We start from the raw sequence: 25,665 nt of genomic DNA, 5'->3' as shown, positions 1-25,665 counted from the left end.
TCATAGAAGAGTTCTATGATCCCAAAATGATGGAAGTTTCACGAAAATAGGTTCATAGAATCGTTCTATAAGCCGAAAACGATGAGGATTTCGCAAAAAGTGGTTCATAGAAGAGATCTATGAGCCGAAAATGAAGAGGATTTTGCAAAAATAGGTTCATAGAATCGTTCTATGATCCCAAAATGATGGAAGTTTCGCGAAAAAGGGTTCATAGAATCGTTCTATGAGCCGAAAATGTTGATGATTTCGCAAAAATAGGTTCATAGAATCATTCTATAAGCCTAAAATGATGTGGATTTCACGAGAAGTGGTTCATAGAAGAGATCTATGAGCCGAAAATGATGTGGATTTCACGAAAAGTGGTTCATAGAATCATTCTATAAGCCGAAAACGATGAGGATTTCGCAAAAAGTGGTTCATAGAAGAGTTCTATGAGCCAAAAATGATGATGATTTCACAAAAAGTGGTTCATAGAAGAGTTCTATAAGCCCAAAATGATGGAAGTTTCACGAAAAAGGGTTCATAGAAGAGTTCTATAATCCCAAAACGATGAGGATTTCGCAAAAAGTGGTTCATAGAAGAGTTCTATAAGCCCAAAATGATGGAAGTTTCACGAAAAAGGGTTCATAGAAGAGTTCTATGATCCCAAAATGATGGAAGTTTCACGAAAAAGGGTTCATAGAAGCGTTCTATAAGTCAGGTTATTGTCTCTGTTTACTTGTTCTAATAATGAGAGATTTTCCCCGTATTCTTTCCGTAGTGTAGAGATATTAGTGTACAAATCCCGGACTGTTGCATTGTCTTTTCCATAATGAATGATAACTTTTCTAAGTTTTAAAATAGACGATTACCTGCATAGTTATCAACAAGCACCTAAGTTTCATATAATTGGGTATACTAAAGATGTTGAAAATGGAAAGACAGTATATAATGAGCATAGATTACATATTAAAAAAAGTCGGGAGTGTTAGCAAATGACCGATATGAATGAAAAGCAAAGAGAACAAGAGCGGGTCAATCACGTCCTTCGTGTCATTGAGCAGAAAATGCAAAGTTTGGAGGAGAAAACGGGAGGGCTAAAGCAAGATATCGTTCAATTGCGCAAAACTTTCTGGGACGATGTTACTGTAAACTTAGATGAACCAGATGATGTCATTGAAACACATACGAGTTTAAAGCAACAGGCAGAACTTTTATCCGAACGTGAACGTAGTCATGGACAATTTTTTAAGCAATATAAAAACTTAACACGGTTAAAAAACTCACCTTACTTTGGACGAATTGACTTTTTAGAAGAAGGTGAGAGTGAAACCGAAAAAATATATATTGGTTTATTTTCGTTATTGGATGAAAATGATGAGGATTTTCTTGTATACGATTGGCGAGCACCTATTTCCAGTATGTACTACGATTTTGCCCCAGGTTCGGCGCACTACCAAACGATGGACGGGACGATTAAAGGTGAAATAAAGTTAAAACGACAATACATGATTCGAAACGGCCAGATTAGAGGGATGTTTGATACCGGAATTACAATCGGTGATGAGATTTTGCAAGCGGTTCTAAGTGACCAGTCCGATACACAAATGAAAAATATTGTTGCGACCATTCAAAAGGAACAAAATGAAATTATCCGAAATGACGAGAAAAAATATTTAGTCGTGCAAGGTGCAGCTGGTAGTGGAAAAACTTCTGCCGCATTACAACGTGTTGCCTACCTTCTATATAAGTATCGCGAAAAATTACAAGCAGATAACATACTCTTATTTTCACCCAATCAACTATTTAATAGCTATGTAGCAACGGTTTTACCAGAGCTCGGTGAAGATAATATGGAACAAAGTACGTTTTATCAATACGTAAGTCATCGTTTGAAGGAGTTTGACGTAGAAGACCCGTATACACAACTAGAATATATTTTAAGTGAAAAACAAGATGAACTTTACCCGATTAGGAAAAAAGCAATCTTATTTAAAGCAGATCTAATCTTTAAAGATATAATCGATAAGTATGTTGCCTCATTGCAAAAAGAGGGCATGTTGTTTAAAAATATTTCTTTTCGAGGCGAACGCTTTATTACGAGAGAGGAAATAAAGGCATATTTTTACGCCATTGATGACCATATAACTATTCCGAATCGTATTCAAATATTACGGGACTGGTTACTTGATAAAATGGATGAAAAGGAAAAAGAAGAAAGAACGAAAGATTGGGTTCTTGAGGAAAGTGAATTATTAGATCGGGAAGATTATTTGAAAGTATATAGAAAGTTACAGAAAGAACAACGGTTTAGTGAGAAGACATTCAATGATTATGACCGGGAAGAAAAGATGTTAGCTGAATTAGTTGTGAGAAGGAAACTAGCACCATTGCGTAGAAAAATTAATGATTTTGCTTTTGTTGATATGAAAGCTTTATACAATGGGCTTTTTACATGGGCTCAAACAGCAATCGAAGGAAATATTTTACCAGAAGAATGGGAACAAATCGGTGCGCAAACAGGTGAACAGCTAAAAAAGGGTAAAATTTACTATGAGGATGCAACCCCATATTTATATTTAAAAGATAAACTTGAAGGAAAACAAGTGCATGTAAAAATTCGCCATTTATTTATTGACGAAGCGCAAGACTATTCCCCATTTCAATTTGCGTTTTTTAAGGAAATTTTCCCGAATAGTAAAATGACAATCTTAGGCGATATAAACCAGTCGATTTTTACCCATTCCGTTGGCGAGCAAAATGGACTGCTACATTCGAATGAGCTATTTCCAGAAGATCAATTGGAAAAAATTATTTTAACAAAGAGTTACCGTTCAACTAAACAAATCGTCGAATTTACAGAGGGAATGTTAAAAGACGAACATGAAATTATTCCATTCAATCGAAGCGGAAATCTACCAAGTGTCGTAAAAGTGGAAAATCAAGAAGACCTTCATAAAGGAATAGTTGAAACAGTAGGCGTGTTACAAAAGGGTGGCTATGATACAATAGCAATCATTTGTAAAACCGTAGAAGAAACGAACCAAGCATACGAGGCTTTGAAAGGGAAAATTGATTTACACTTAGTTAAAAAAGAGTCCCTCACTTATGAAAAGGGGCTGTTAATTATTCCAAGCTATTTAGCAAAAGGAATCGAATTTGATGCAGTCATCATCTATAATTCGGCACAAGATGTTTATCGCGATGAAGATGAGAGAAAGCTGTTTTACACGGCTTGTACGCGGGCCATGCATGAACTTTACTTATTTTCTGTAGGAGTTGTCACCCCATTTATTAGCGAAATTGAACAAGATAAATATCGCTTAGTGAGCCTGGATGATTAAGCCATATAAGTATGAGGATTAGCGTTCTACTATAACCATAAAACGATAAGATAATCGCCTTTTCTAGTAAAAAGTTGCCATAAAACAAACACGCTAGAAAAGGTGGTTTTTTTGACGTAAATTAAAGAGTCATCATTCATTATTATTATTTAGGAGTGACTGTTTATGAATCAATTGTGTAATTGTAAAGAACTTACTCAAATAAAAATTGAAGCCGATGTAGGTGCAGACCCATTATGGTGCTTTGATTGTGGGTATAACTTGGAAATGGATGAGTTTATGCTTTCAGATTCTTTAAAAGAGCAATTATGGGCATGGATAGATGATTATGGTAGCTGGATTAATTGGGAATCCGATAGTTTCATTGAAAAGGGTGAAAAGATTGTAAAAGAGTATAATAAATTCGGTCTTAAGTTAACAGCAAAGGTCAAAAAAGAATTAAAAGGTAAATATGAAGTTGTAATTTCGCCAGTTTTTTATAAAAAATTCAAATAATAGTGACAAAAATACAAATCTTGCTAAAATGGTTATATATTCATAGAGTGAAAAAATATAATCTATTCTAAAAAAGGAGACCAACGAATTTTTTCATTCTACTAGTAAGGATGACTTCTATGAATCATTGGCTAAAAAGATGGCAAATTGAAAATCTACTAATACTTCTTTTTTCTTGTACTGCATTTTTAGTATTTTAGCGCGTAAAAACTCTTTTAGAAGCACTTAACCTTACAGATAAACAGCATGAATTACCAGGTAAGCTATCGGGTGGCCAATCTCAGCGAGTCGCTATCGCCCGCGCATTGGCGAATAAACCGTCTATCATTCTAGCGGACGAACCAACAGGGTCATTGGATGCAGAAACTGAAGCAGAGATATTATCGATATTCCGTGATTCACATCGGGAAGGCTTCACCTTGGTTATAGTTACTCATGATCAAGCGGTCGCTAATCAATGCGGTCGCACGATTGAAATAAGGGATGGGGTCATTCGTGAAAATAAGTAATTTAATAGAGTGTGGCGGATAAACGCACCTGTGAAAAAATCTAATAGTTACATTAGGCAGTTAAAGGTTAAGATAAATTAAACTTTTAACTGCCTTTTTATTTTAAAAGATATAATATAGATGTAAAAGGTGGTGCCAAAAGTGTCTAAGGATAATAATTACAAATCCTTTTTTTGGAAAAGATTCTTCGCTATATCTATCCCTATTTTCATCATTGGTATTATGTTTGAGCCTTATGTAAGGAATAATCCTTTTAAAACTCTAGAAGATTATGGGGAATTTATTTTCTTTTTACTTTTTTATAGTATGGTTATTTCTGGGATAACAGCTTTCGTTATTTCAATGACATGGCGGGTGAAACAATCAAGAAAATAAATTTACAACTGCTATACAAACAAACCTGGAAGATGATTTTTTGTCTTTTATTCTACGACCACAAAAATATATTTTATCTACAGATCATGATTAGTAGTTACGAGGGTTCTCGACATATTTCTAAAAGAGGCTGGGACATAACTAGCCAAAAGTAGTATATAAAAAGGTTCCAGGCAATAAAAAATTTGCTTGGAACCTTTTTTGTGGGGTTTTTCCATTTCTCGTCACTATTTTACCGCTGATGGCGGTGACTTTTCTCATATTCACCGCCATCAACGCAAAGGCTAATTCATTTTTCACTTTCTGTTTTCCTCTGACGGAAAAACGAGTGAAACCTAAATTAGCCTTCAGAAAACCGAACGCTGGTTCTACATCAATTTTACGTTTTCCGTAAATTTCACCAGTTTTCTCGTCTGAAAGCTTCGTACGTACATATTCTTTTTGGGACTCCCACTTTTCATTCATGTAGACTTTTCGGTTGTTCCCTTCTTTTGCTTTCGTGCATAAATCGCGGAGTGGACAATCCGAACAGTCCTCACACTCGTACACTTTAAATTCACGGGTGAATCCGTACCTGTCTGTTCGTTTGGAATGATGGCTAAATCGTACTTTCCGACCATTTGGGCACAGAAAAGTATCTTCGTCCTCATTATATTCCCAATTATCTACATGAAAAGCGTTGTCCTTATGCTTCTTTTTCTTCTCCTTTCGATATTGATTGTATGTAATAAGTGGCGTTCGATTTCGATTCTCGATGATATCTTCATAATTCTGTTCGCTACCATATCCTGCATCCGCGACAATGAATTCCGGAAGCTCGAAAAAGTTTTCTTCAATCGTGTCGAGAAAAGGAATTAAAGTGCGTGTATCGGTCGGGTTTGGGAAAACATCGTAAGCGAGCACATATTGACCTTCCGTCGCAATTTGGACATTGTAACCAGCTTTCAATTGACCGTTCTTCATGTAGTCGTCCTTCATGCGCATAAACGTCGCATCTGGGTCCGTCTTTGAGTAACTATTGCGATCACCGAAAATCTCCATATCGTTTTGATACTTTTGTTTGCGAGTAATGAAATCCATCCATTGCTTCCGAGATTGTATGGGTAATTTGCGTTCGGAACGGAGCTTTTTCCGTTCACTCCCAACTTCAGATACTTCAATCTTTTTATTATATTCCTCGATTTTCTCGTCTAACTTTTCGACTACTTCTTCCATTTCTTTGACGGAAAGTTCCTCTTCCTTTTCTCGCTCTATTGCTGGGATGATCTCCTTCTCTAGCAGCTCATCATACAGTTGATTGGACTTTTCAATTAGCTTATCACTATATCTTTCAATGGACTTCCGCCATACAAAGGTGAACTTATTTGCGTTTGCTTCAATTTTTGTACCATCAATAAAAATGGCTTCCTCTTCAATCAATTCCTTTTCCACGAGCTGATTTCGGAACTGGACAAAGCATTCACGTAGGATGTTTTCAATGAGTGGATTAGAACGGAAGCGATTGATGGTGCGATAGCTAGGTTCATGTCCTTGAGCTAGCCACATCATGCGGATACTATCCTGTAATAAAGCTTCTATTTTACGGCCGGAAAACACGGATTGCGTATATCCACACAAAATGACTTTCAACATCATACGAGGATGATACGCGGGACGGCCGGTTTGTCGTATGAAGTCCTCGAAAGCTTCTTCGGGAATACTCTCGACAAGATCATTGATCGCAAAAGCAATATCGTTTTCTTTCAACTTAATTTCTAAATTTAGCGGTAAAACTACTTGATTCATGTTATAATGTTTAAACATAAGGGCACCTCCAAAATTATTGTTTCGTCACTTTAATTTTATCAAAAGGTGCCCTTTTTGTTTACTAGAATTGTGACAAAAAAGGCGTTGGGTCTACACTTTTTAGTGTAAGCTCCAACGCCTTAATTTTTATTTTACTGGAGTTTTGTCCCAGTCTCTTTTAGTTTATAGGGAAGTAGAAATATCTAATTTTCATATTTTCCTGACGCATAAGGTCCAATTACAAAGAAGCTTTGTCAAACGGTCGTTAAGAGCCGCTATAGACGCCCAAATCGCGGTGAAGAAGGATGAAACGGTCCTCTAGAAGAGTTCTAGACGCCCGAACCGCGGCAAAAAAGACGGAAACGGTTATCTTAAAATCACCCTGCACACCTCTAATAACTCGCATAGGTAAATTATACTGATTTTACAAAAAAATGAACGTTTTTAAAAAACTTGTTGTATTTTTATACACACATTGTTATAATAATGCATACAAAATAATAGGAGCTGGTTAGTAATGAATGTGGCGATTGTCGGTGCGAATGGATATAGTGGTGTGGAGCTAATTCGACTATTACATCACCATCCTTATATAAATATGGAAAAGATCATTTCACATTCCACCCAAGGAAAAAATATTTTAGAACTATATCCGCATTTGACGAATGTGAATGAGATGACACTAGATAAAATGGACGTTGATCAGCTTAATACGATTGACTTCCTGTTTCTTGCTACTCCATCTGGTGTGGCAAAAGACATTGTCCCCGAGTTACTAAACAAAGGAATTCGATGTATTGATCTATCAGGTGATTTACGGCTAAAAGATGCAGAAGATTACGAAAAGTGGTATAAGAAAAACGCTGCAAAACAAGAAGTTTTACAGAAGGCAGTGTATGGTCTGTCAGAGTTTTATCGAGAAGAAATAAAACAGGCGACTTTAATTGCAAATCCTGGCTGCTTTCCTACAGCAACCTTGCTCGGGTTAATTCCAGCTCTAAAAACGAAAATGATTCATCCGCATACTATTCATATTGATGCGAAAACAGGAGTGAGCGGGGCTGGGCGAAATGCAAGCTTAGAAAATATATTTACGGAGGTAAATGAAAATATCCGTGCTTATAAAGTAGGGGAACATCAACATATTCCGGAAATTGAACAAGGAATCCGTGATTTGAGTGATGAACAGGCACCAATCACATTTATCACACATTTGTTGCCTATCAATAGAGGGATTATGTGTACGATGGTTGCGGAACTAGCAACAAAAACTACAACAGAAGAAGTTCATGAAATGTATAAAGAAACATATGAAAAGGATCGATTTGTACGAATTCGTCCAATCGGTGAATATCCATCAACAAAAGAAGTAACAGGAAGTAATTATTGCGATATCGGTGTAATGGTTGATGCGCGAACAAATAAACTTATCATCATATCAGTCATTGATAATTTAGTAAAAGGTGCGGCAGGTCAAGCGATACAAAATATGAATATTATGAACGGTTGGGATGAATCCACTGGTTTAGAACAAATACCACTTTATCCATAATGGAGGTAACGAAATGGCAACAGAAAAAATTGGGTTATTGAAAAAGATAGAAAAGATTGAAGGAGATATTACAACGCCTAAAGGTTTTTATGCGGGTGGTCTCCATTGTGGCGTAAAAAGAAAAAGACTAGATCTAGGGTGGATCTACTCGGATGTGCCAGCAAATGCAGCAGCTGTATATACAACAAATTTATTTCAAGCGGCACCCATTCTTGTAACGAAAGAAAGTATTCAAGTAAGTAAAAGCATTCAAGGAGTGATCGTTAATTCAGGTAATGCGAATGCTTGTACAGGAGAGGAAGGCTATAAAAACGCGCTTCAAATGCGTGCAGCTTTTGCAAAAAAAGTACATGTACCAGAAGAATTCATTGCAGTTAGTTCTACTGGTGTGATTGGTGAACAGTTGCCGATGGAAAAAATTATTACGGGGATCGAATGTATTGGAAATAAAAAGGAATCGTCAGCAGCAAATTTTGAAAAGGCCATTTTAACAACGGATACAGTGCAAAAACGGTGCTGTGTTCAGCTTGATATTGGTGGAAAAAAAGTAACAATCGCTGGAGCCGCCAAAGGTTCTGGGATGATTGAACCGAATATGGCAACAATGCTTGCATTTATAACAACCGATGCACAAGTTGAACAGGAAGCATTGCAGACAGCGTTAAAAACCGTTACAGACCAAACATTTAATATGATTACCATTGATGGGGATTCCAGTACAAATGATATGGTACTTCTCCTTGCAAATGGTCTTGCGGGTAATGATGAACTAACCGAAAAGCATCCCGATTGGTACCATTTTCTTCAAGGCTTAAAAACCGTATGTCAAACGCTAGCTATGCAAATTGCCAGTGATGGAGAAGGTGCAACGAAACTAGTCGAGGCATGTGTTACGGGTGCAGCTAGTGAAGACGATGCAAAAAAAATCACCAAAGCAATTATCGGATCCAATCTTGTGAAAACGGCTGTTTTTGGCACAGACCCGAATTGGGGGAGAATTATTGCAGCAATCGGGTATAGTGGGGCGAAACTTTCAAATTACGACATTCATATTTTCATAGGTCCGTTTCAAGTTTTACAAAATGGTAGCCCAATCTTATTTGATGAAGAACAGGCAAAAATTTATCTACAGGAAAATGATAACGTTCAAATTTTCGTTCAATTACAAGAGGGAAATGGATCAGCAATAGGTTGGGGATGTGACCTAACATATGATTATGTAAAAATTAATGCATCCTATCGAACTTAAGTGGGGGTATAAGAATGAGTTATTTTATCATTAAATGTGGCGGAAGTGTATTAGATCAAATGCATCCAAGTTTTTTTGAAAATATTGTCCTCATGTTAAAAGGACATCATATAAAGCCAGTTATCGTTCATGGTGGAGGCCCAGAAATATCCTCGATGTTAAGTAAATTAAATATTGAATCTCAGTTCGTTGAAGGGATGCGGGTGACAACAAACCACGTGTTAGATGTTGTAGAAATGACTTTATCCGGATCGATGAATAAGTCGATTGTCCGAAAAATAATGGAATGTGGTGGATGCGCAATAGGAATAAGTGGTGTCGATGGTATGCTTCTACAGGCAAAACCAATTGAACAGGGTAGTGAACTTGGATATGTTGGGAAAGTTCATGCGGTAAATGAAAAAATAATTGAAAGTTTAGTAGAGGAAAGTTTCATCCCCGTTATTTCGCCAGTTGGGATTGATGAAGACAGTCAACGTTGGAATGTCAATGCAGACTTAGCTGCTGCGGCAATTGCGAAGGCGTTACATGCACCGCTATGTTTAGTGACGAATGTTCCAGGGATTATGAAGGATGGCTCTGTTCTTCCAAAATTAACGCAACTCGATATTGATCGGTTGTTAGACGACCAAATCATCACAGGTGGGATGATCCCGAAAGTAAAAGCAGTAAAAGAATGTTTACAGGAAGGGATATCGGAAGTTGTTATTTTAAATGGGACAGAAGAGAATGCATTAATCCGGTTAATGAATGGAGAAGAAATCGGCACGTCCATTTCTTTAGAACCAAGTTTTTCAAAGTAATTGATCTTGTAAATAAGAGGGTGACAACGTGCAGTCGAAAATAGAGTCCGCAATAATGAATACGTATAACCGTTATCCTGTTACGATTGTTTCAGGAAAAGGTTGTTACGTTTGGGATGATCAAAACAATAAGTATTTAGATTTTACATCAGGAATTGCCACTTGTAATTTAGGCCACGCACCTGATGGAGTAAAACAAGCACTCGTAAAACAACTGGATGAGATTTGGCATTGTAGCAATCTATTCCATATCCCGAACCAAAATACATTAGGAAAGCTACTTGTTGAACATAGTTGTTTCGATAAAGTATTTTTCTGCAATAGTGGAGCAGAGGCAAATGAGGCAGCGATAAAGTTAGCAAGAAAATATGCTTACGATCATCAAAAGTCTAAGGACATAATTACATTTACGCAATCTTTTCACGGACGCACAATGGCTACGTTAACTGCGACAGGGCAAACAAAAATCCAAACGGGTTTTAGTCCCTTAATTCCAGGGTTTTCTTACTTATCGTTCAATGATTTCACAGCGTTAAATCAAATAAAGGAACTTAAACCAGCAGCAGTTTTATTAGAGATCGTGCAAGGAGAAGGCGGTGTGATTCCAGCTAATCCAGTGTGGCTGAAGGAGCTGGCAAAAATATGTAAAACAGAACATATTTTACTAATCGTTGATGAAATCCAAACTGGGATAGGTCGAACAGGAAAACTATTTGCCTATGAACATTACGGAATCGAACCGGATATTATGACGCTAGCAAAAGGATTAGGCTCTGGTTTTCCAATCGGTGCGATGTTAGCAAAAAAGGAAGTAGCCGCTCGTTTCCAACCAGGAAGTCATGGTAGTACGTTTGGTGGGAATCCTTTAGCAACAGCAGCTGGAATTGCGACAATGAATCAAATCATTCAAACCGATATTTTATCATCAGCAAAGGAACAAATGGACCAATTAAAGGAAAAATTACTCGAATTAAAAATGCGACATACGGTCATAAAAGAGGTTAGAGGACTTGGTTTTTTACTTGGTGTCGAAATAGATGGTGAGGCAAATAAAATCGTCCAACTTGCGATAGAGGAGAAGTTACTTGTTTTAACAGCAGGACCTCACGTTGTACGGATTTTGCCACCACTTACGGTAACAAGTGATGATATGAAGTTATTCATCGAACGATTTGACAAAGTTCTAGAGAAGATGGAATAAATGAAATCCTTATAAATTTGGGTTCGTTTGTGGATGAAGGAAATGGGGGAAATGAAGTGACGACAGGATATGTCATATTAGAAACCGGTGAAGTCTTTCCCGGTGAATTAGTAGGAGAACGACAGGGACAATCAGGGGAAATTGTTTTCAATACAAGCATGATTGGCTTGCAAGAAATATTGTCTGACCCAACTTATGCGGGTCAAATTGTCGTTTTTTCCTATCCACTCATCGGAAAGGAACGGATAGACAACGTTTTCGAGGAGGATAAACCTTGCTATATACGTGGAATCGTTGTAAGTGAAAGTTGTATCCATGATGGGGAATCGGATTCCTTACAAACCTTTTTACTAAAAAATGGTATTCCGTGTTTAACAAATGTCGATACGCGCGAACTTGTGAAGACCATTCGAAAGCGAGGAACGGTAGGCGCAGTGATTTCAAATACACCTGATACGAAGCCGACACCGACTAAGGGAGAAAACTTCATCCAAATGGTCTCAACGAAATCAGTCCGTTTTTATGCAGGGAAAGGTCCCCATGTCGTTCTCGTAGACTTTGGCTATAAAAAATCAATCTTTCGTAGTCTCTTAAAAATCGGATGTAAAGTAACGGTTGTGCCATTCGACCACCCATTAGAAGAAATACAATTATTGCAATCGGATGGAATCGTATTAAGTAATGGTCCAAGTAACCCAACGATTTTAACGAGTCAACTGCAAAAGATTAAAACTTTATCCCAACTGTATCCAACACTAGGAATTGGGCTCGGTCATCAATTAATTGCGCTCGCCTATGGAGCAAAAGTCGAAAAATTACAATACGGACATCGGGGGACAAATCATCCCGTAAAGGACTTACGAACGGGTAAAGTGTTCATCACATCACAAAACCATAGCTATATGGTGAGTGAACATACGATTGACTTTAATCAATTCGAAGTGACATTCCAACATGTAAACGATCAAACGGTTGAAGGGATAAAACATAAAACATTACCGATTCAAACGGTGCAGTTTCATCCGGAAATGGAGCCTGGTTCAAAAGATACACAATTTATTTTCCATCAATTTTTTGAAACAATCGATTGTATAGGGGTAGTGAACAATGCCATTAAATAAAGAGATCAAAAAAGTATTAATTATCGGTTCTGGTCCAATTGTCATTGGTCAGGCAGCTGAATTCGACTACGCAGGAACACAAGGTTGTCTTGCGTTGAAAGAAGAAGGAATTGAAGTCATATTACTTAACAACAATCCTGCAACGATTATGACAGATCAACAAATAGTTGATCGTATTTATATTGAACCGATGACGATTGAAGTGATTGAGGAAATAATTAAGTACGAACAACCCGATGGAATGATTGGAACGCTTGGAGGGCAAACGGGACTTAATTTAACCGTACAGATCGCTCAATCTCATATTCTCGAAACATATGGGGTCAGGCTTCTCGGTACGCCTGTGGAATCCATTCAAAACGGTGAAGACCGAGAAAAATTTCGGGAGTTGATGATCCAAATTGATGAGCCCATACCTGAATCAAAAATTGTCCGTACGATTGAAGAAGGCGTCAATTTTGTCCAACAAATTGGCTTTCCTGTTATCATTCGACCTGCGTACACGTTAGGTGGTGAAGGAGGCGGCTTTGCTTACAATGAAGAGGAATTCTATCAACTTCTGAAAAAGGGATTACTTCTAAGTCCCATTCATCAAGTGTTAGTTGAACAAAGTATTAAAGGTTGGAAAGAGATTGAGTTTGAAGTTGTCCGTGATGCGAATGATACTTGCATGATTATTTGCAATATGGAAAATATCGATCCAGTCGGTGTCCATACGGGTGATTCCATTGTTGTCGCTCCGAGCCAAACGTTAACACATGAACAGTACCACTTATTAAGAAATGCCTCGTTAAAGGTGATTCGCGCATTAGGTGTGATTGGTGGTTGTAATATTCAATTTGCAATGAATCCACATACAAATGAATACTGCATTATTGAAGTAAATCCGCGGCTTAGTCGTTCGAGTGCTTTAGCTTCAAAAGCAACGGGTTATCCAATTGCACGGATTGCCGCAAAATGTGCACTCGGGTATCATCTTGATGAAATCTTTAATCCTGTAACGGGGAATACGTACGCGGCATTTGAACCCGTTCTTGATTATGTTGTGCTAAAATTACCACGCTTTCCTTTTGATAAATTTAAAGAGGCGAATCGAGCGCTCGGTACTGAAATGCAAGCAACTGGAGAAGTAATGGCCATTGACCGGACATTTGAAGGAGCGTTAAATAAAGCAATTCGTTCCTTGGAATATAAAGTATCGGGATTGTATCATCCTGAAGTAAGTCGTTATACGAATGAACAATTGATTTCAGCAATGATTGAAGCAAATGATCTCCGGTTATTTGTTCTTGCAGAAGCGTTTCGAAAAGGGATAGGAATTGATAAGATTCATCAGCTTACAGATATTGATCCATGGTTTTTAACAAAAATTAAAGGGCTCGTTGATTTTGAACGTGAATGTAGGGCATATTCATTAGAAACTTTACCCAGACAATTATTAGAAAAAGCAAAGAAACTTAATTTTAGTGATAAATATATAGCTAGCTTACTTCATTGTACCGAACAACAAATTCGTCACCAGCGAATGGAAGCCAGACTTGTTCCTTCCTATAAATTAGTTGATACATGTGCGGCAGAGTTTGACTCGGTAACTCCCTACTATTATTCCACATGGCATGGTGTTGATGAAGTAGAGGTTTCTAATCGTAAAAAGGTTTTGATTATTGGTTCGGGACCGATACGAATTGGGCAAGGAATTGAATTTGACTATACATGTGTTCATGCTGTTATGGCACTGAAACAACTCGGCTATGAGACAATCGTTGTGAACAATAACCCTGAAACGGTTAGTACCGACTATTCAATTTCAGATAAATTATATTTTGAACCAATTACGACGGAAGACTTACTTCATATTATTGAAAAGGAAAATGTAGAAGGCGTATTTGTTCAATTTGGTGGGCAAACGGCAATTAACTTAGCAGCGGAACTTGAACAAGAAGGTGTACGTATTTTTGGTCCATCGATAGACACGATTGATTTATTAGAGGATCGAAAACAATTTTACCATTTACTTGATGAGCTTGACATTCCTCATATAAAAGGAGAAATTACGCATTCTGTTGATGAATTAAAAGAAGCGGTACAAAAATTACACTATCCTGTGCTCGTGCGTCCATCGTATGTCATTGGCGGACAGTCGATGGAGATTATTTATAATGATGAGGAACTAAGTAATTATATAGGTACATTACGATTTACAGAGAAAAGAAGTTGGCCACTTTTAATTGATAAGTATATCCCAGGAAGAGAATGTGAACTTGATTGTGTAAGTGATGGAGAAGATGTTTTTATCGCTGGAATCTTTGAACATATTGAACGGGCTGGCGTTCATTCAGGTGATAGTATGACCGTTTATCCATCCATTCACCTGTCAAAAGAGGAAAAGACAACCTTAATTGATTATACAAGGAAGATTTGTGTAGGAGCAGGGATTGTCGGTGTTCTGAATATCCAATTTGTTATTGATAACGATACAATCTATTGCCTTGAAGTGAATCCGCGTGCTTCTCGCACAATTCCAATTTTAAGTAAAGTAACTGGAATTCCGATTATCGAAATGGGAATTCGTGCACAAATTGGTGAACGATTGGAGAAAACAGGTTTAGCAAAAGAAGTACCGTTTTATTCTGTAAAGATGCCGGTATTTTCTTTTACGAAATTAAAAAATGTTGATCCCGTTATGGGACCGGAAATGAAGTCCACAGGTGAAATACTCGGAATCGGAAAGACATATGAAGAAGCTTTAGGAAAAGTATTAGGAACTCGCGTAAATAAAGAAAGTGATGCGATCAATCTCTTTTGCGCTGTTGCTGACCGAGATAAGGAACAGCTCGTGGCAACTTTAGAGAAATTTAAAAAGAAAAACATCCATTTCTTTGCGACAGAGAACACAGCGAAAGTACTAATGGAACTCGGATATCATGTAAAAATAATAAAGAAAGATCGAACGAGTTTAGAAGATTTGTTTAAACATACTCAATTTCATGGAGCGTTAATTTTACCAACAAAGGCGGGGGTAAAAGCGTCCATTGGAAAATTGTTACGGGAGCTGTCAATCCGTTACCGAGTACCTTTATATACGTCGATGGATACTTTCCATGTTGCATTCGAAGTCCATTTTTCAAAGATAGAAGAACAGGTGAAATCAATTAACGATTATCTCATGCAAATCACATGAAGGAGTTGGAACGAGTGATAAATATACAAGAAAAGCAAATAAAAAGTGACTTTTTAACACTTAGTGATTTTTCCAGTGAGGAGATTTTTTATTTACTGGAGGAAGCAGTATATTTAAAAAAGCTACAAAAGAATCGTATAGCACATCCGTTTTTACAAGGGAAAGTTCTCGGTATGATTTTTGAAAAGTCATCAACGAGAACGAGGGTATCGTTTGAAGTTGGTATGTATCAACTTGGGGGTCAGGCACTTTATTTACATGCGAACGATTTACAACTAGGCAGGGGGGAAACGATTCATGATACAGCAAAAGTGTTGTCTCGTTATCTTGATGGGATAATGATTCGTACATTTGAGCATGAAAAAGTTGTCGAACTAGCCGAATACGCATCGATTCCAGTAATCAATGGACTAACCGACTTACATCATCCTGCACAAGTACTTGCCGATTTACTAACGATTTATGAACATAAAGGGAAATTGCAAGGGTTAAAAATGTGTTATGTCGGGGATGGGAACAACAATGTCTGTCACTCTTTACTAGAAGGCGCCGCAAAAGTAGGAATGAATATTTCTGTAGCGAGTCCAGCGACTCATCAGCCAGATGAAAAGGTTGTAAAAACTGCATTAAATATTGCGAATGAAACAGGGTCTATCATTCATATCGGTGAAGATCCATTTGAAATGATTCAAGATGCAGATGTTGTTGTAACAGATGTTTTCGTTAGTATGGGGCAAGAAAAGGAAGCAGAAGAAAAACGACAAAAGTTTACGAGTTACCAAGTGAATGAATCCCTATGTAAATATGCAAAAAGTGATTATATCTTTTTACACTGTCTACCCGCCCACCGAGGGGAAGAAGTGAGTGCTGAGATTATTGATGGACCCCATTCCGTTGTGTTTGATGAAGCGGAAAATCGCCTTCACGCACAAAAGTCAATTTTAAAAAATTTACTATAGCAATTTATTTAAATTTAATGTAAAATGTATAAAAATACAGTTAGACTAAATTTTATACAAAAGGGAGATATGGTTAGATGGAAAAACAAAAAATTGTTCTAGCCTATTCAGGTGGATTAGATACATCTGTTTCAATTAAATGGTTACAAGAAAAATACGACTATGATGTGATTGCACTCGGTATTGATGTTGGGGAAGGGAAAGACTTAAATTATATTAAGGAAAAGGCGCTCAAGGTCGGGGCAATAAAAGCAATTACGATTGATGCGAAAGACTTACTTGCAGAAGAATATATTTTACCAAGTTTAAAAGCAAATGCACTATATGAAGGGAAATATCCATTATCATCGGCATTAAGCCGCCCATTAATTTCAAAATTACTTGTCGAAGTGGCTGAACAAGAAGGAGCAGTTGCGGTCGCACACGGTTGTACCGGGAAGGGAAATGACCAAGTACGCTTTGAAGTATCCATTCAAGCATTAAATCCTTCTTTATCTGTTGAGGCACCCGTTCGTGAATGGGGGATGACACGGGATGAAGAAATTGCTTATGCAGAAAAACACGGTATTCCAATTCCAGTAGATTTAGATAATCCTTTTTCGATTGATGCAAACATTTGGGGACGTGCTTGTGAAGCAGGGGTATTAGAGAATCCTTGGAACGAGGCACCAGAAGAAGCATTTGAATGGACGACACCAATTGAGAAAACGCCGGATGAACCTGAATATGTCGAAATCACATTTGAACAAGGGGTTCCAGTTGCTTTAAATGGTGAAAAAATAAAACTGGCCAAACTGATTGAAAAATTGAATGAAGTGGCAGGAAAACATGGCGTCGGCCGGATTGATCATATTGAAAATCGACTTGTTGGCATTAAATCACGGGAAGTGTACGAAAACCCAGCTGCTCTCGTTTTAATTAATGCCCATAAAGAAATGGAATTTTTAACATTGCCACGGGAAGTAACTCAGTTTAAAGCTCAAGTTGAAGTCCAATACGCAAAAATGATATATGAAGGACTATGGTATTCCCCATTACGTCCAGCAATTGATGCATTTATTGAAGAAACACAAAAAAGTGTCACTGGGACCGTAAAAGTAAAACTATTTAAAGGCAATCACGTTGTCGTTCGTCGGCAATCACCCGTCAGCTTATATAATGAAGAACTTGCAACATACTCCACTGGTGATTTATTCGATCATCATGCAGCAGTTGGATTTATTAAACTATGGGGATTACCAACAAAAGTATATTCAGAGATTCATACGAAAGGTAAAGTATTGAAATAAGGGTTTTGTAAAGGTGAAAAGATGTACGTGGAAGAGTGGGTAGTGTTACAGAAAAAAGTGTTGAGGTTGAGTTCGTAATGGCCTTCGTATTGCTTAGAGGTGATTCTTAGGTGCTTGAATTTCACAAGGCCCTCGTGTCAATTAGAGGTGATTCTCAGGTGCATTTTCTGTTTCTTGTTGAATGTTAAGGCCGTCGTGACGATTAAAGGAGATTCTCAATCTGGTGAATATATTGTACCTAATGAATTAGAGGCCCTCGTGTCAATCATGAGGGCTCAAGGTTTTATGTTGGTTACTGGAAGAATTTTTGGGAACTATTCGCTTTGAAGTCGAAATTCGGATGAAGTGTCTAATAGAGGCGGCCTCAAGGACAAAACGAGCGTGAAACCAAGCAGAAATGTCCTAGACAAGGGTTCTCAAGGACAAAACGGGCGTGAAAACAGTCAGAAATGTCCTAGACAAGGATTCTCAAGGACAAAACGGGCGTGAAACCAAGCAGAAATGTCTTAGAAGGAGGACCTTAAGAACAAAATAAGCCAATCAAAACAGACAAACTTAAATAGGCTCAATCGCAAAGCCAAAACACCAGTAAAAATGACAAATATAGAATAGTTATAACTTGGAGGTTAAAAGATGAGTAAACTATGGGGCGGTCGTTTTACGAAAGAAACAAACCAACTAGTTGAGGAATTTACTGCATCCATCCAGTTTGATCAAAAACTAGCGCTAGAAGACATTAAAGGAAGCATTGCCCATGTTGAAATGCTGGCATCCTGTGGCATTATTCCAACTGAAGATGCAAAGCAAATAAAAGCAGGTCTGAAGAAAATCCAAGAAAAAGTATTGAACAATGAAGTGACATTTTCGGTTGAAGACGAAGATATTCATATGAATATTGAGCGAATGTTGATTGAAGAAATTGGTCCAGTCGGTGGTAAACTGCATACGGGTCGGAGTCGGAATGACCAAGTTGCGACAGATATGCACTTATATTTACGATATCAAACCATTGAAATTATCAAGTTATTAGAAAAAGTGCAAGAAGCCATTCTTATTCAAGCGAATGAACATATCGAAACCATTTTACCTGGATATACTCATTTGCAACGGGCTCAGCCAATCAGTTTCGCTCATCATTTATTAGCGTATTTTTGGATGTTTGAAAGAGATAAAGAGCGGTTAGAAGATAGTTTGAAACGGGTGAACTGGTCTCCGTTAGGTGCAGGGGCGCTAGCGGGTACAACTTTTCCAATTGATCGCCATCAATCTGCCAAACGATTAAAATTTGATATGGTGTATCCAAATAGCTTAGACGCGGTAAGTGATCGAGATTTTATTTTAGAGTTTCTTTCCGCTGCCTCCATTTTAATGATGCACATCTCTCGGTTGTCCGAGGAGTTTGTTCTATGGATGAGTCAAGAATTTCAATTTATTGAACTAGATGATTCTTTTTGTACGGGTTCTAGTATTATGCCACAAAAGAAAAATCCAGATGTTCCCGAATTGCTCCGGGGTAAAACAGGTCGGGTATACGGAAATCTATTTAGCTTATTAACAACATTAAAAGGGTTGCCACTTGCCTACAATAAAGACTTACAAGAAGATAAAGAGGGAATGTTTGATACGGTTGAAACGTTAATCGATTCCCTACAATTATTGGCGCCAATGATTCAAACGATGACTGTAAAGACGGAAAATATGCTTCAAGCGGTAAGTCAAGATTATTCCAACGCAACAGATCTTGCTGACTACTTGGCAAATAAAGGAGTTCCATTTCGCAAAGCCCATGAAATTATTGGCCAAATCGTCCTGTATGCAATCCAAAACAATAAGTATTTACTCGATTTAAGTTTAGATGAATACAAGAAGTTTAGTCATTCGTTTGAAGAAGATATTTTTACAGTGTTACAACCGAAACATGTTGTCGCAGCTCGAAATAGTTATGGTGGTACAGGGTTCGAACAAGTAAAAGTACAGCTAAAATTAGCAGAGGAAAAACTAGGTATATAGTGAATAAAAAATCTTTGCAAAAAAGCACTGTTAGAATCTTTCTAATGGTGCTTTTTTCATCATTACCCATGGGGACACAGCGACTTTAGTAGTGAGTCCGTTAACACACTGGATGTTCGTACAACTTTACATAGACATTCTCGCTAACAAAGTGAATAATGTGGAAAATAATGACACAACATATAGCTAATCAAGAATGAATGGAGATGTTGTGCATGTTTTCAATTTTACCTCTACTTTCAACCGTTTTTCTCACAAGCTCACTCATGTTCGTAAATGCCCCCGCTGATTCCGAGCAAACTCAAGTGGAAACAGAAGCGGTTAATAAGGATGAACAGGTGCAAATGCCAGACAACAAAGAGGGAACAAAGCAGGTGAATTGCCAAACAGAGAATAAGGAAGAGTCGAAGGATTTTCAAGCTTGGCAGGAAACGAAAACAGGACCTCGAGACAATACCAATGGTACAAGCTCCCAAACAGTTTCAAAGGATACTCAAGCCCGAAAAGAAACAAAAGAAGAACCTCGAGACAATAAGACAAGCCCTCAAATAAATAAGAAAAGTATTAATCATAAGGAAATGAGGAAATTAAGCCTTTGGAAAACAATTCCTGCAAAAGGTGAAGTAGGGCCAAATGAAGAAGTTCAAAATGAAGAGCCACAAGTAAATCAAAATATTCAATTAACGAAAGAACAGATTCAAGAATTAGAAAAGATGAATGTAGAAATCTTGAAGAAACGGAAAAAGTTAATAGACAAATATGTGGAATTTGGCGTTTTTTCAAAGGATAAGGGTGAAAAAATTAAATCCCATATTGATCAGCGATATCAAAAAATGAAAGAAGCAAATTTTCTACCAAGACATCCCCATGAAGATAGAAATTAGAACTAACCTTTTTTGATTCATTCATCAAAACATACTCGGGCAACAAGTAGTAAAAACTTGTTGCCCTCACTCTATTATCGAGATAAACTATATCAGGAAAGAGTTTACAGGGGGATATAAAAGAACATCGTCATTTTTTTATTGAGAGGGGCAAAAAATATGGAAGATAAAATGTTTACAGAAGATCCTCGGTTTAAAGTAGCAAAAAAGGAAGCATTCATTGGTGTTGGACTCGTACTGATTAATTTCTTATGGTGGTTCGGTTTTGCTTATGGATTGTCAACAACTTCTCCAGAAAATTATACATATGTATTTGGCTTTCCAGCTTGGTTTTTTTACAGTTGTATTGGTGGTTTAGTTTTAATGTCCGTACTAATTGTCTTTGTTGTTAAAGTATTTTTCAAAGAGGTCCCCTTTGATGAAGAACATGAGAATGAAGCTTAAATTGATGACTTAAAAAAGGTAGGGGGCAGTTCAATGAGTTGGGGAATTATCTTGCCATTATTATTTTTCTTATTTGTCATTTTTTCTGTTGGTCTTTGGACAAATAAACATGTAAGTCAATCCGACTCCTTCTTGCATGAGTATTTTCTAGGAAGCCGGAATATGGGCGGTTTTATTTTAGCGATGACGATGATGGCGACATACGGGAGTGCGAGTAGCTTTATCGGTGGTCCTGGTGTTGCCTATTCAAAAGGACTGGGCTGGGTGCTCTTATCTATGGCACAATTGCCAGCAGGATATTTTGTTCTGATGGTTCTTGGAAAAAAATTTGCTATCGTTGCCCGAAAGTATGGTTCGATTACGTTAATTGATTTTTTAAAGAGTCGGTATAAAAGTGAAATCGTTGGACTACTTGCGGCATTTAGCATCATTATCTTTTTATTTTCATCGATGGCTGCACAATGGGTTGGTGGTGCGAGATTAATTGAATCATTATTAGGGATTCCATACACAATCGCCCTTATTATTTTTGCACTATCGGTCATGATTTATGTAGTTGTCGGTGGTTTTCGCGCAGTTGCCTTAACGGATACAATCCTAGGAGCCGTTATGTTTTTCGGAACACTCATTCTCCTTGTTGCAACCATTATTGCCGGTGGTGGGGTAACGAGTATTATGGAGAAACTCGTTGCGATCGATCCGGGATTAATTAGTCCATTCGGAGCGGAAGGGGATTTAAGTCCACTCTATGTATCTTCTTATTGGATTCTAGTTGGTGTGGGCGTTGTCGGTTTACCACAAATCGCAGTTCGCGCGATGTCCTATAAAAATGCGAAGGCAATGCATCAGGCGATTATTATTAGTACAGTGTTTGTTGGGATTATTATGCTCGGTATGCATTTAATTGGCGTCTTTGCCCGGGCGATTAATCCAGATATAGCAGTTGGCGATACCGTTATGCCGACCATTGCAATGGATGTACTTCCGCCTGTTCTTGCCGGAGTCGTTCTTGCCGCACCAATGGCAGCAATTATGTCAACGGTAAATGCATTACTCATCATGGTTAGTTCAGCTGTTGTTAAAGATATTTATTTAAGCTATGTGAATCGGGATGCAGAAGATCAAGCAATTCGCAAAATAAGTTATACCGTGACAGCAGTACTCGGAATGATTGTATTTTTTATGGCCTTATCACCACCTGATTTTCTTATTTGGCTAAATTTGTTTTCGTTTGGTGGTTTGGAAGCGGCATTCATTTGGCCGGTCGTTTTAGGACTGTACTGGAAAAAGGGAAACAAACATGGGGCAATCTGGTCAATGGTGGTCGGCGTTCTTTCATATATTTTACTCCACACGTATTATCCAAATGCGTTTGGCATGCATACCGTTGTTCTTCCTGTCTTATTTTCATTCATAACATTTGTGATCGTTAGTATCGTTACTTATAAAGATAATAAAAATACGATAGGTGCAAGTGTATAATATTAAATAGAAAAACCAGGCAACGTACATCGCCTGGTTTTTTAAACACTATTCTTCAATTTCTTCCCCGATGATTCGCACTTCACGTTCGAGTGCAACACCAAATTTTTCTTTTACCGTTTTTTGAACATGTTGAATGAGTGAAATGTATTCGGTAGCTGAAGCATTATCTACATTCACAATAAAGCCAGCATGCTTTTTCGACACTTCCGCACCACCGATTCGCGTACCTTGCAAATCACTATCTTGAATTAGCTTTCCAGCAAAATAACCGGGTGGTCGTTTGAAAACACTGCCACAGGATGGATACTCTAACGGTTGTTTGGATTCTCTTTTAAACGTTAAATCGTCCATAATCGCTTTAATCTCATCATAGTTTCCTTCTTTTAATTGGAAAGTCGCTGAGAGGACAATATCTCCATTTTCACTTATATTGCTATGGCGATAAGCGAGATCTAAATCTTTGGCTTCACGTTTCACGAGGTCACCATGTTTATCAACAACGAGAATGCTTTCCAGAACATCTTTTATTTCCCCACCATAGGCACCTGCATTCATAAATACAGCGCCACCTACCGTTCCAGGAATCCCGCAAGCAAACTCAAGTCCCGAAAGCTTTGCAGCGAGCGCCTTTCTAGAAGTTTCGATAATAGCGGCACCACTTTCAGCAACTACCCTCGTGCCGTCCGTAGTAATTTTATTTAAGTTAGCTAGCGACAAGACAACACCGCGTATACCGCCATCGCGAACGATTAAGTTTGACCCATTACCAATTAACGTTAAAGGAATCCTTTGTTCATGACAGAGTTTGACAACTTTCTGTACATCTTCATAACGATTAGGGGTAACGAAGAAGTCAGCCTTTCCACCTAACTTTGTATACGTATGTTTTTTTAAGTATTCATCACGCGCAATATGTTTTTCATCAAGAATCGTTAGTAAATGATTATAAATCACAGCATTTTCCATTTCGGTCATTCCTTTTTAAGGTAAGTAAAAAAACAGAAATAGTCCTGTGTAGACACAGGGCCACCCTTATCTATATTACGTTGAAAATTAGGTTTTCGCAATAGTGATTAAGTTCCAGTCGGGCGATTCCCTGTATATCCTATTTTGTTTACAAAGGAAAGGTGCAAGGAAAATGAATCTTCATTCGTCTACAAAATACTTTCTTATTTAGTACGCGCAACTTATCTACATTAAAGACTGGTAACTTATAAGTATTATTTCTATTATTAATAGAACAATTTATTGACTTATACGTACATCTATATTAAAATACAATTATATTAAATGTAAGCGTTTCAATTAAATGGAGGTGCATATAACATGCCGAAATATACGATTGGAGTAGACTTTGGTTCATTATCGGCTAGAGCGGTATTAGTAGATTTATCAAATGGAAGCGTAATTACTTCAGCGGTTAAAGATTATCCGGATGCTGTGATTGATGATTATCTTCCGAATACAAATATTGCTTTAGAGAATGATTGGGCGCTTCAAAACGCTAATGATTATGTGGAGTGTTTTATAGACACCGTAAAAAGGACTGTAAAAGATAGTGAAGTAAATATTGATGATATTATCGGTATTTCCATTGACTTTACTTCCTGTACGGTGTTGCCAGCAAAAGATGATGGAACACCGTTAATGAATGTACCAGAATTTAAAGATAACCCTCATGCATGGGTGAAATTATGGAAACATCACGCTGCACAACCTCATGCGGACAAGTTGAATGAAATTGCACGACGTCGTGGAGAAACTTGGTTAGATTATTATGGTGGGAAAATTTCATCAGAGTGGCTTTTTCCAAAATTAATGCAAATTGTCGAAGAAGCACCGGAAGTATATGACGCGATGGATACATTTATCGAAGCGACAGACTGGTTAACATGGCAATTAACTGGGGTAAAGGTGAAAAACTCAACAACAGCCGGTTACAAAGCAATATGGGATGCAGAAACAGGCTTTCCTAGCAAAGAGTTCTTTAAAGAGCTTCATCCAAAGTTAGAAAATGTGATAGAGGAGAAAATTGGAGTAGACTTTCAACCACCTGGTTCTAAAGCTGGGGGACTGCTTCCAGAAATGGCAGCCAAAGTAGGTTTGAACCCAGGGATTGCTGTAGCTGTCGGAAATGTAGATGCACACGTTTCAACTGCACCAACTGGTGTAATTAAACCGGGTACGATGCTAAATATTATGGGCACATCAACATGTGATATTTTACTAGGAAATAAAAAGGTACCTGTAAAAGGAATGTGTGGGGTAGTAAAAGACGGGGTTATACCTGGTTATTATGCATATGAATCAGGTCAAAACGCTGTTGGCGATATATTTGCGTGGTTCGTAAATAATGCAGTTCCAGGAGAATACTCTGAAGAAGCAAGAGAACGAGGGATTAGTATTCACCAATTATTAGAAGAAAAGGCGAGTAAATTAAATATTGGCGAAAGTGGATTAATTGCCCTTGACTGGTGGAATGGTAATCGGTCAATTTTAGTTGATACAAATTTGACAGGTCTTCTTATTGGAATGACTTTAGATACGAAGCCAGAAGAAATTTATCGTGCACTAATTGAAGCAACAGCTTTTGGTAAACGACGAATCATTGAAGAGTTTGAAGCGAATGGTATTGAAATTAACGGGTTAACAGTTTGTGGAGGTTTACCACATAAAAATCAAATGTTAAATCAAATTTATGCTGATATTACTGGAAAGGAAATTACGATATCAGAACATTTACAAACACCTGCAATTGGTGCGGCCATGTTTGCTGCCGTTGCGGCGGGTAAAGAAAATGGTGGATTTGACACGATAGAGGAAGCTTCTGAAAAAATGGCGAAACTACGTGAAGAAACAGTAAAACCGATTAGTGAAAATGTCGAGAAATATCAAGCAATCTATGAAGAATATAAAATTTTACATGATTACTTCGGCACAGGTGTAAATGATGTAATGAAACGATTAAAAGCGATTAAAAATAGTGCCTCAAAGGAATGA

19 protein-coding genes are annotated in these 25,665 nt (G+C 37.6%); 17 read left to right on the top strand and 2 right to left on the bottom strand.

The window, feature by feature from the left end; all coding sequences use genetic code 11:
* The first annotated feature begins 974 nt into the window (after positions 1 to 974).
* From helD to BN2144_RS03875, 3 genes are all read left to right on the top strand, one after another.
* Positions 975 to 3,323: an RNA polymerase recycling motor HelD gene (gene helD, locus BN2144_RS03885; protein WP_033827007.1), complete on the top strand. Its 2,349-nt coding sequence runs from the start codon at positions 975 to 977 to the stop codon at positions 3,321 to 3,323.
* 165 nt (positions 3,324 to 3,488) lie between these two features.
* A complete protein-coding gene (locus BN2144_RS03880; RefSeq protein WP_033827006.1) occupies positions 3,489 to 3,818 on the top strand; it encodes a hypothetical protein in 330 nt (109 codons plus the stop codon).
* Positions 3,819 to 4,123: 305 nt separating this feature from the next.
* Entirely contained in the window at positions 4,124 to 4,327 is a 204-nt protein-coding gene (locus BN2144_RS03875) for a hypothetical protein (protein WP_050632197.1), read from the top strand.
* A gap of 516 nt (positions 4,328 to 4,843) precedes the next feature.
* Here the strand turns inward: BN2144_RS03875 and BN2144_RS03865 are convergent.
* Positions 4,844 to 6,505: an IS1182 family transposase gene (locus BN2144_RS03865; protein WP_230199675.1), complete on the bottom strand. Its 1,662-nt coding sequence runs from the start codon at positions 6,503 to 6,505 to the stop codon at positions 4,844 to 4,846.
* Positions 6,506 to 7,004: 499 nt separating this feature from the next.
* Here BN2144_RS03865 and argC point away from each other — a divergent pair, with 499 nt between their 5' ends.
* The 13 genes from argC to panF all read left to right on the top strand — a co-directional run bounded on the left by argC (position 7,005) and on the right by panF (position 22,662).
* Positions 7,005 to 8,039: an N-acetyl-gamma-glutamyl-phosphate reductase gene (gene argC, locus BN2144_RS03860; RefSeq protein ID WP_033827004.1), complete on the top strand. Its 1,035-nt coding sequence runs from the start codon at positions 7,005 to 7,007 to the stop codon at positions 8,037 to 8,039.
* 13 nt (positions 8,040 to 8,052) lie between these two features.
* Positions 8,053 to 9,288 (top strand): bifunctional glutamate N-acetyltransferase/amino-acid acetyltransferase ArgJ, encoded by a 1,236-nt coding sequence (gene argJ, locus BN2144_RS03855; protein ID WP_042337569.1) that lies wholly within the window; start codon positions 8,053 to 8,055, stop codon positions 9,286 to 9,288.
* A 14-nt stretch (positions 9,289 to 9,302) separates the two neighbouring features.
* Positions 9,303 to 10,091 (top strand): acetylglutamate kinase, encoded by a 789-nt coding sequence (argB, locus tag BN2144_RS03850; RefSeq protein WP_033827003.1) that lies wholly within the window; start codon positions 9,303 to 9,305, stop codon positions 10,089 to 10,091.
* Positions 10,092 to 10,146: 55 nt separating this feature from the next.
* On the top strand, positions 10,147 to 11,292 hold the full coding sequence (locus tag BN2144_RS03845) for an acetylornithine transaminase (protein ID WP_033827018.1): 1,146 nt from the start codon (positions 10,147 to 10,149) through the stop codon (positions 11,290 to 11,292).
* Between the two features lie 17 nt (positions 11,293 to 11,309).
* Complete coding sequence (locus BN2144_RS03840) at positions 11,310 to 12,413, top strand: carbamoyl phosphate synthase small subunit (RefSeq protein WP_230199703.1); 1,104 nt, start codon at positions 11,310 to 11,312, stop codon at positions 12,411 to 12,413.
* The gene (carB, locus tag BN2144_RS03835) at positions 12,400 to 15,594 is read left to right on the top strand and encodes a carbamoyl-phosphate synthase (glutamine-hydrolyzing) large subunit (RefSeq protein ID WP_033827001.1); all 3,195 of its coding nucleotides are present in this window, start codon (positions 12,400 to 12,402) and stop codon (positions 15,592 to 15,594) included. The genes BN2144_RS03840 and carB overlap by 14 nt, the downstream gene beginning before the upstream one ends.
* Complete coding sequence (gene argF, locus BN2144_RS03830; RefSeq protein ID WP_042337566.1) at positions 15,591 to 16,553, top strand: ornithine carbamoyltransferase; 963 nt, start codon at positions 15,591 to 15,593, stop codon at positions 16,551 to 16,553. The genes carB and argF overlap by 4 nt, the downstream gene beginning before the upstream one ends.
* Before the next feature lie 77 nt (positions 16,554 to 16,630).
* Entirely contained in the window at positions 16,631 to 17,842 is a 1,212-nt protein-coding gene (locus BN2144_RS03825; protein ID WP_033827000.1) for an argininosuccinate synthase, read from the top strand.
* A gap of 174 nt (positions 17,843 to 18,016) precedes the next feature.
* Complete coding sequence (locus BN2144_RS19805) at positions 18,017 to 18,169, top strand: hypothetical protein (protein WP_154665485.1); 153 nt, start codon at positions 18,017 to 18,019, stop codon at positions 18,167 to 18,169.
* Between the two features lie 306 nt (positions 18,170 to 18,475).
* Complete coding sequence (argH, locus tag BN2144_RS03820) at positions 18,476 to 19,852, top strand: argininosuccinate lyase (protein WP_033826999.1); 1,377 nt, start codon at positions 18,476 to 18,478, stop codon at positions 19,850 to 19,852.
* 215 nt (positions 19,853 to 20,067) lie between these two features.
* A complete protein-coding gene (locus tag BN2144_RS19465) occupies positions 20,068 to 20,736 on the top strand; it encodes a YckD family protein (protein WP_050632196.1) in 669 nt (222 codons plus the stop codon).
* A gap of 159 nt (positions 20,737 to 20,895) precedes the next feature.
* Entirely contained in the window at positions 20,896 to 21,180 is a 285-nt protein-coding gene (locus BN2144_RS03810; protein ID WP_033827015.1) for a YhdT family protein, read from the top strand.
* Between the two features lie 33 nt (positions 21,181 to 21,213).
* Positions 21,214 to 22,662 (top strand): sodium/pantothenate symporter, encoded by a 1,449-nt coding sequence (panF, locus tag BN2144_RS03805; protein ID WP_033826998.1) that lies wholly within the window; start codon positions 21,214 to 21,216, stop codon positions 22,660 to 22,662.
* Between the two features lie 48 nt (positions 22,663 to 22,710).
* Here the strand turns inward: panF and murB are convergent, their stop codons facing one another.
* Positions 22,711 to 23,631 carry a UDP-N-acetylmuramate dehydrogenase gene (murB, locus tag BN2144_RS03800; RefSeq protein WP_033826997.1) on the bottom strand — a complete coding sequence of 307 codons (921 nt, stop codon included), beginning with the start codon at positions 23,629 to 23,631 and terminating at the stop codon, positions 22,711 to 22,713.
* Between the two features lie 360 nt (positions 23,632 to 23,991).
* Here murB and BN2144_RS03795 point away from each other — a divergent pair, with 360 nt between their 5' ends.
* On the top strand, positions 23,992 to 25,665 hold the full coding sequence (locus BN2144_RS03795) for a ribulokinase (RefSeq protein WP_033826996.1): 1,674 nt from the start codon (positions 23,992 to 23,994) through the stop codon (positions 25,663 to 25,665).

This window comes from Bacillus andreraoultii (assembly GCF_001244735.1).
GTDB lineage: Bacteria > Bacillota > Bacilli > Bacillales > Caldibacillaceae > Caldifermentibacillus > Caldifermentibacillus andreraoultii.
Note: the sequence above shows the minus strand (reverse complement) of the source record. Positions and strands in the feature narration are given on the sequence as shown.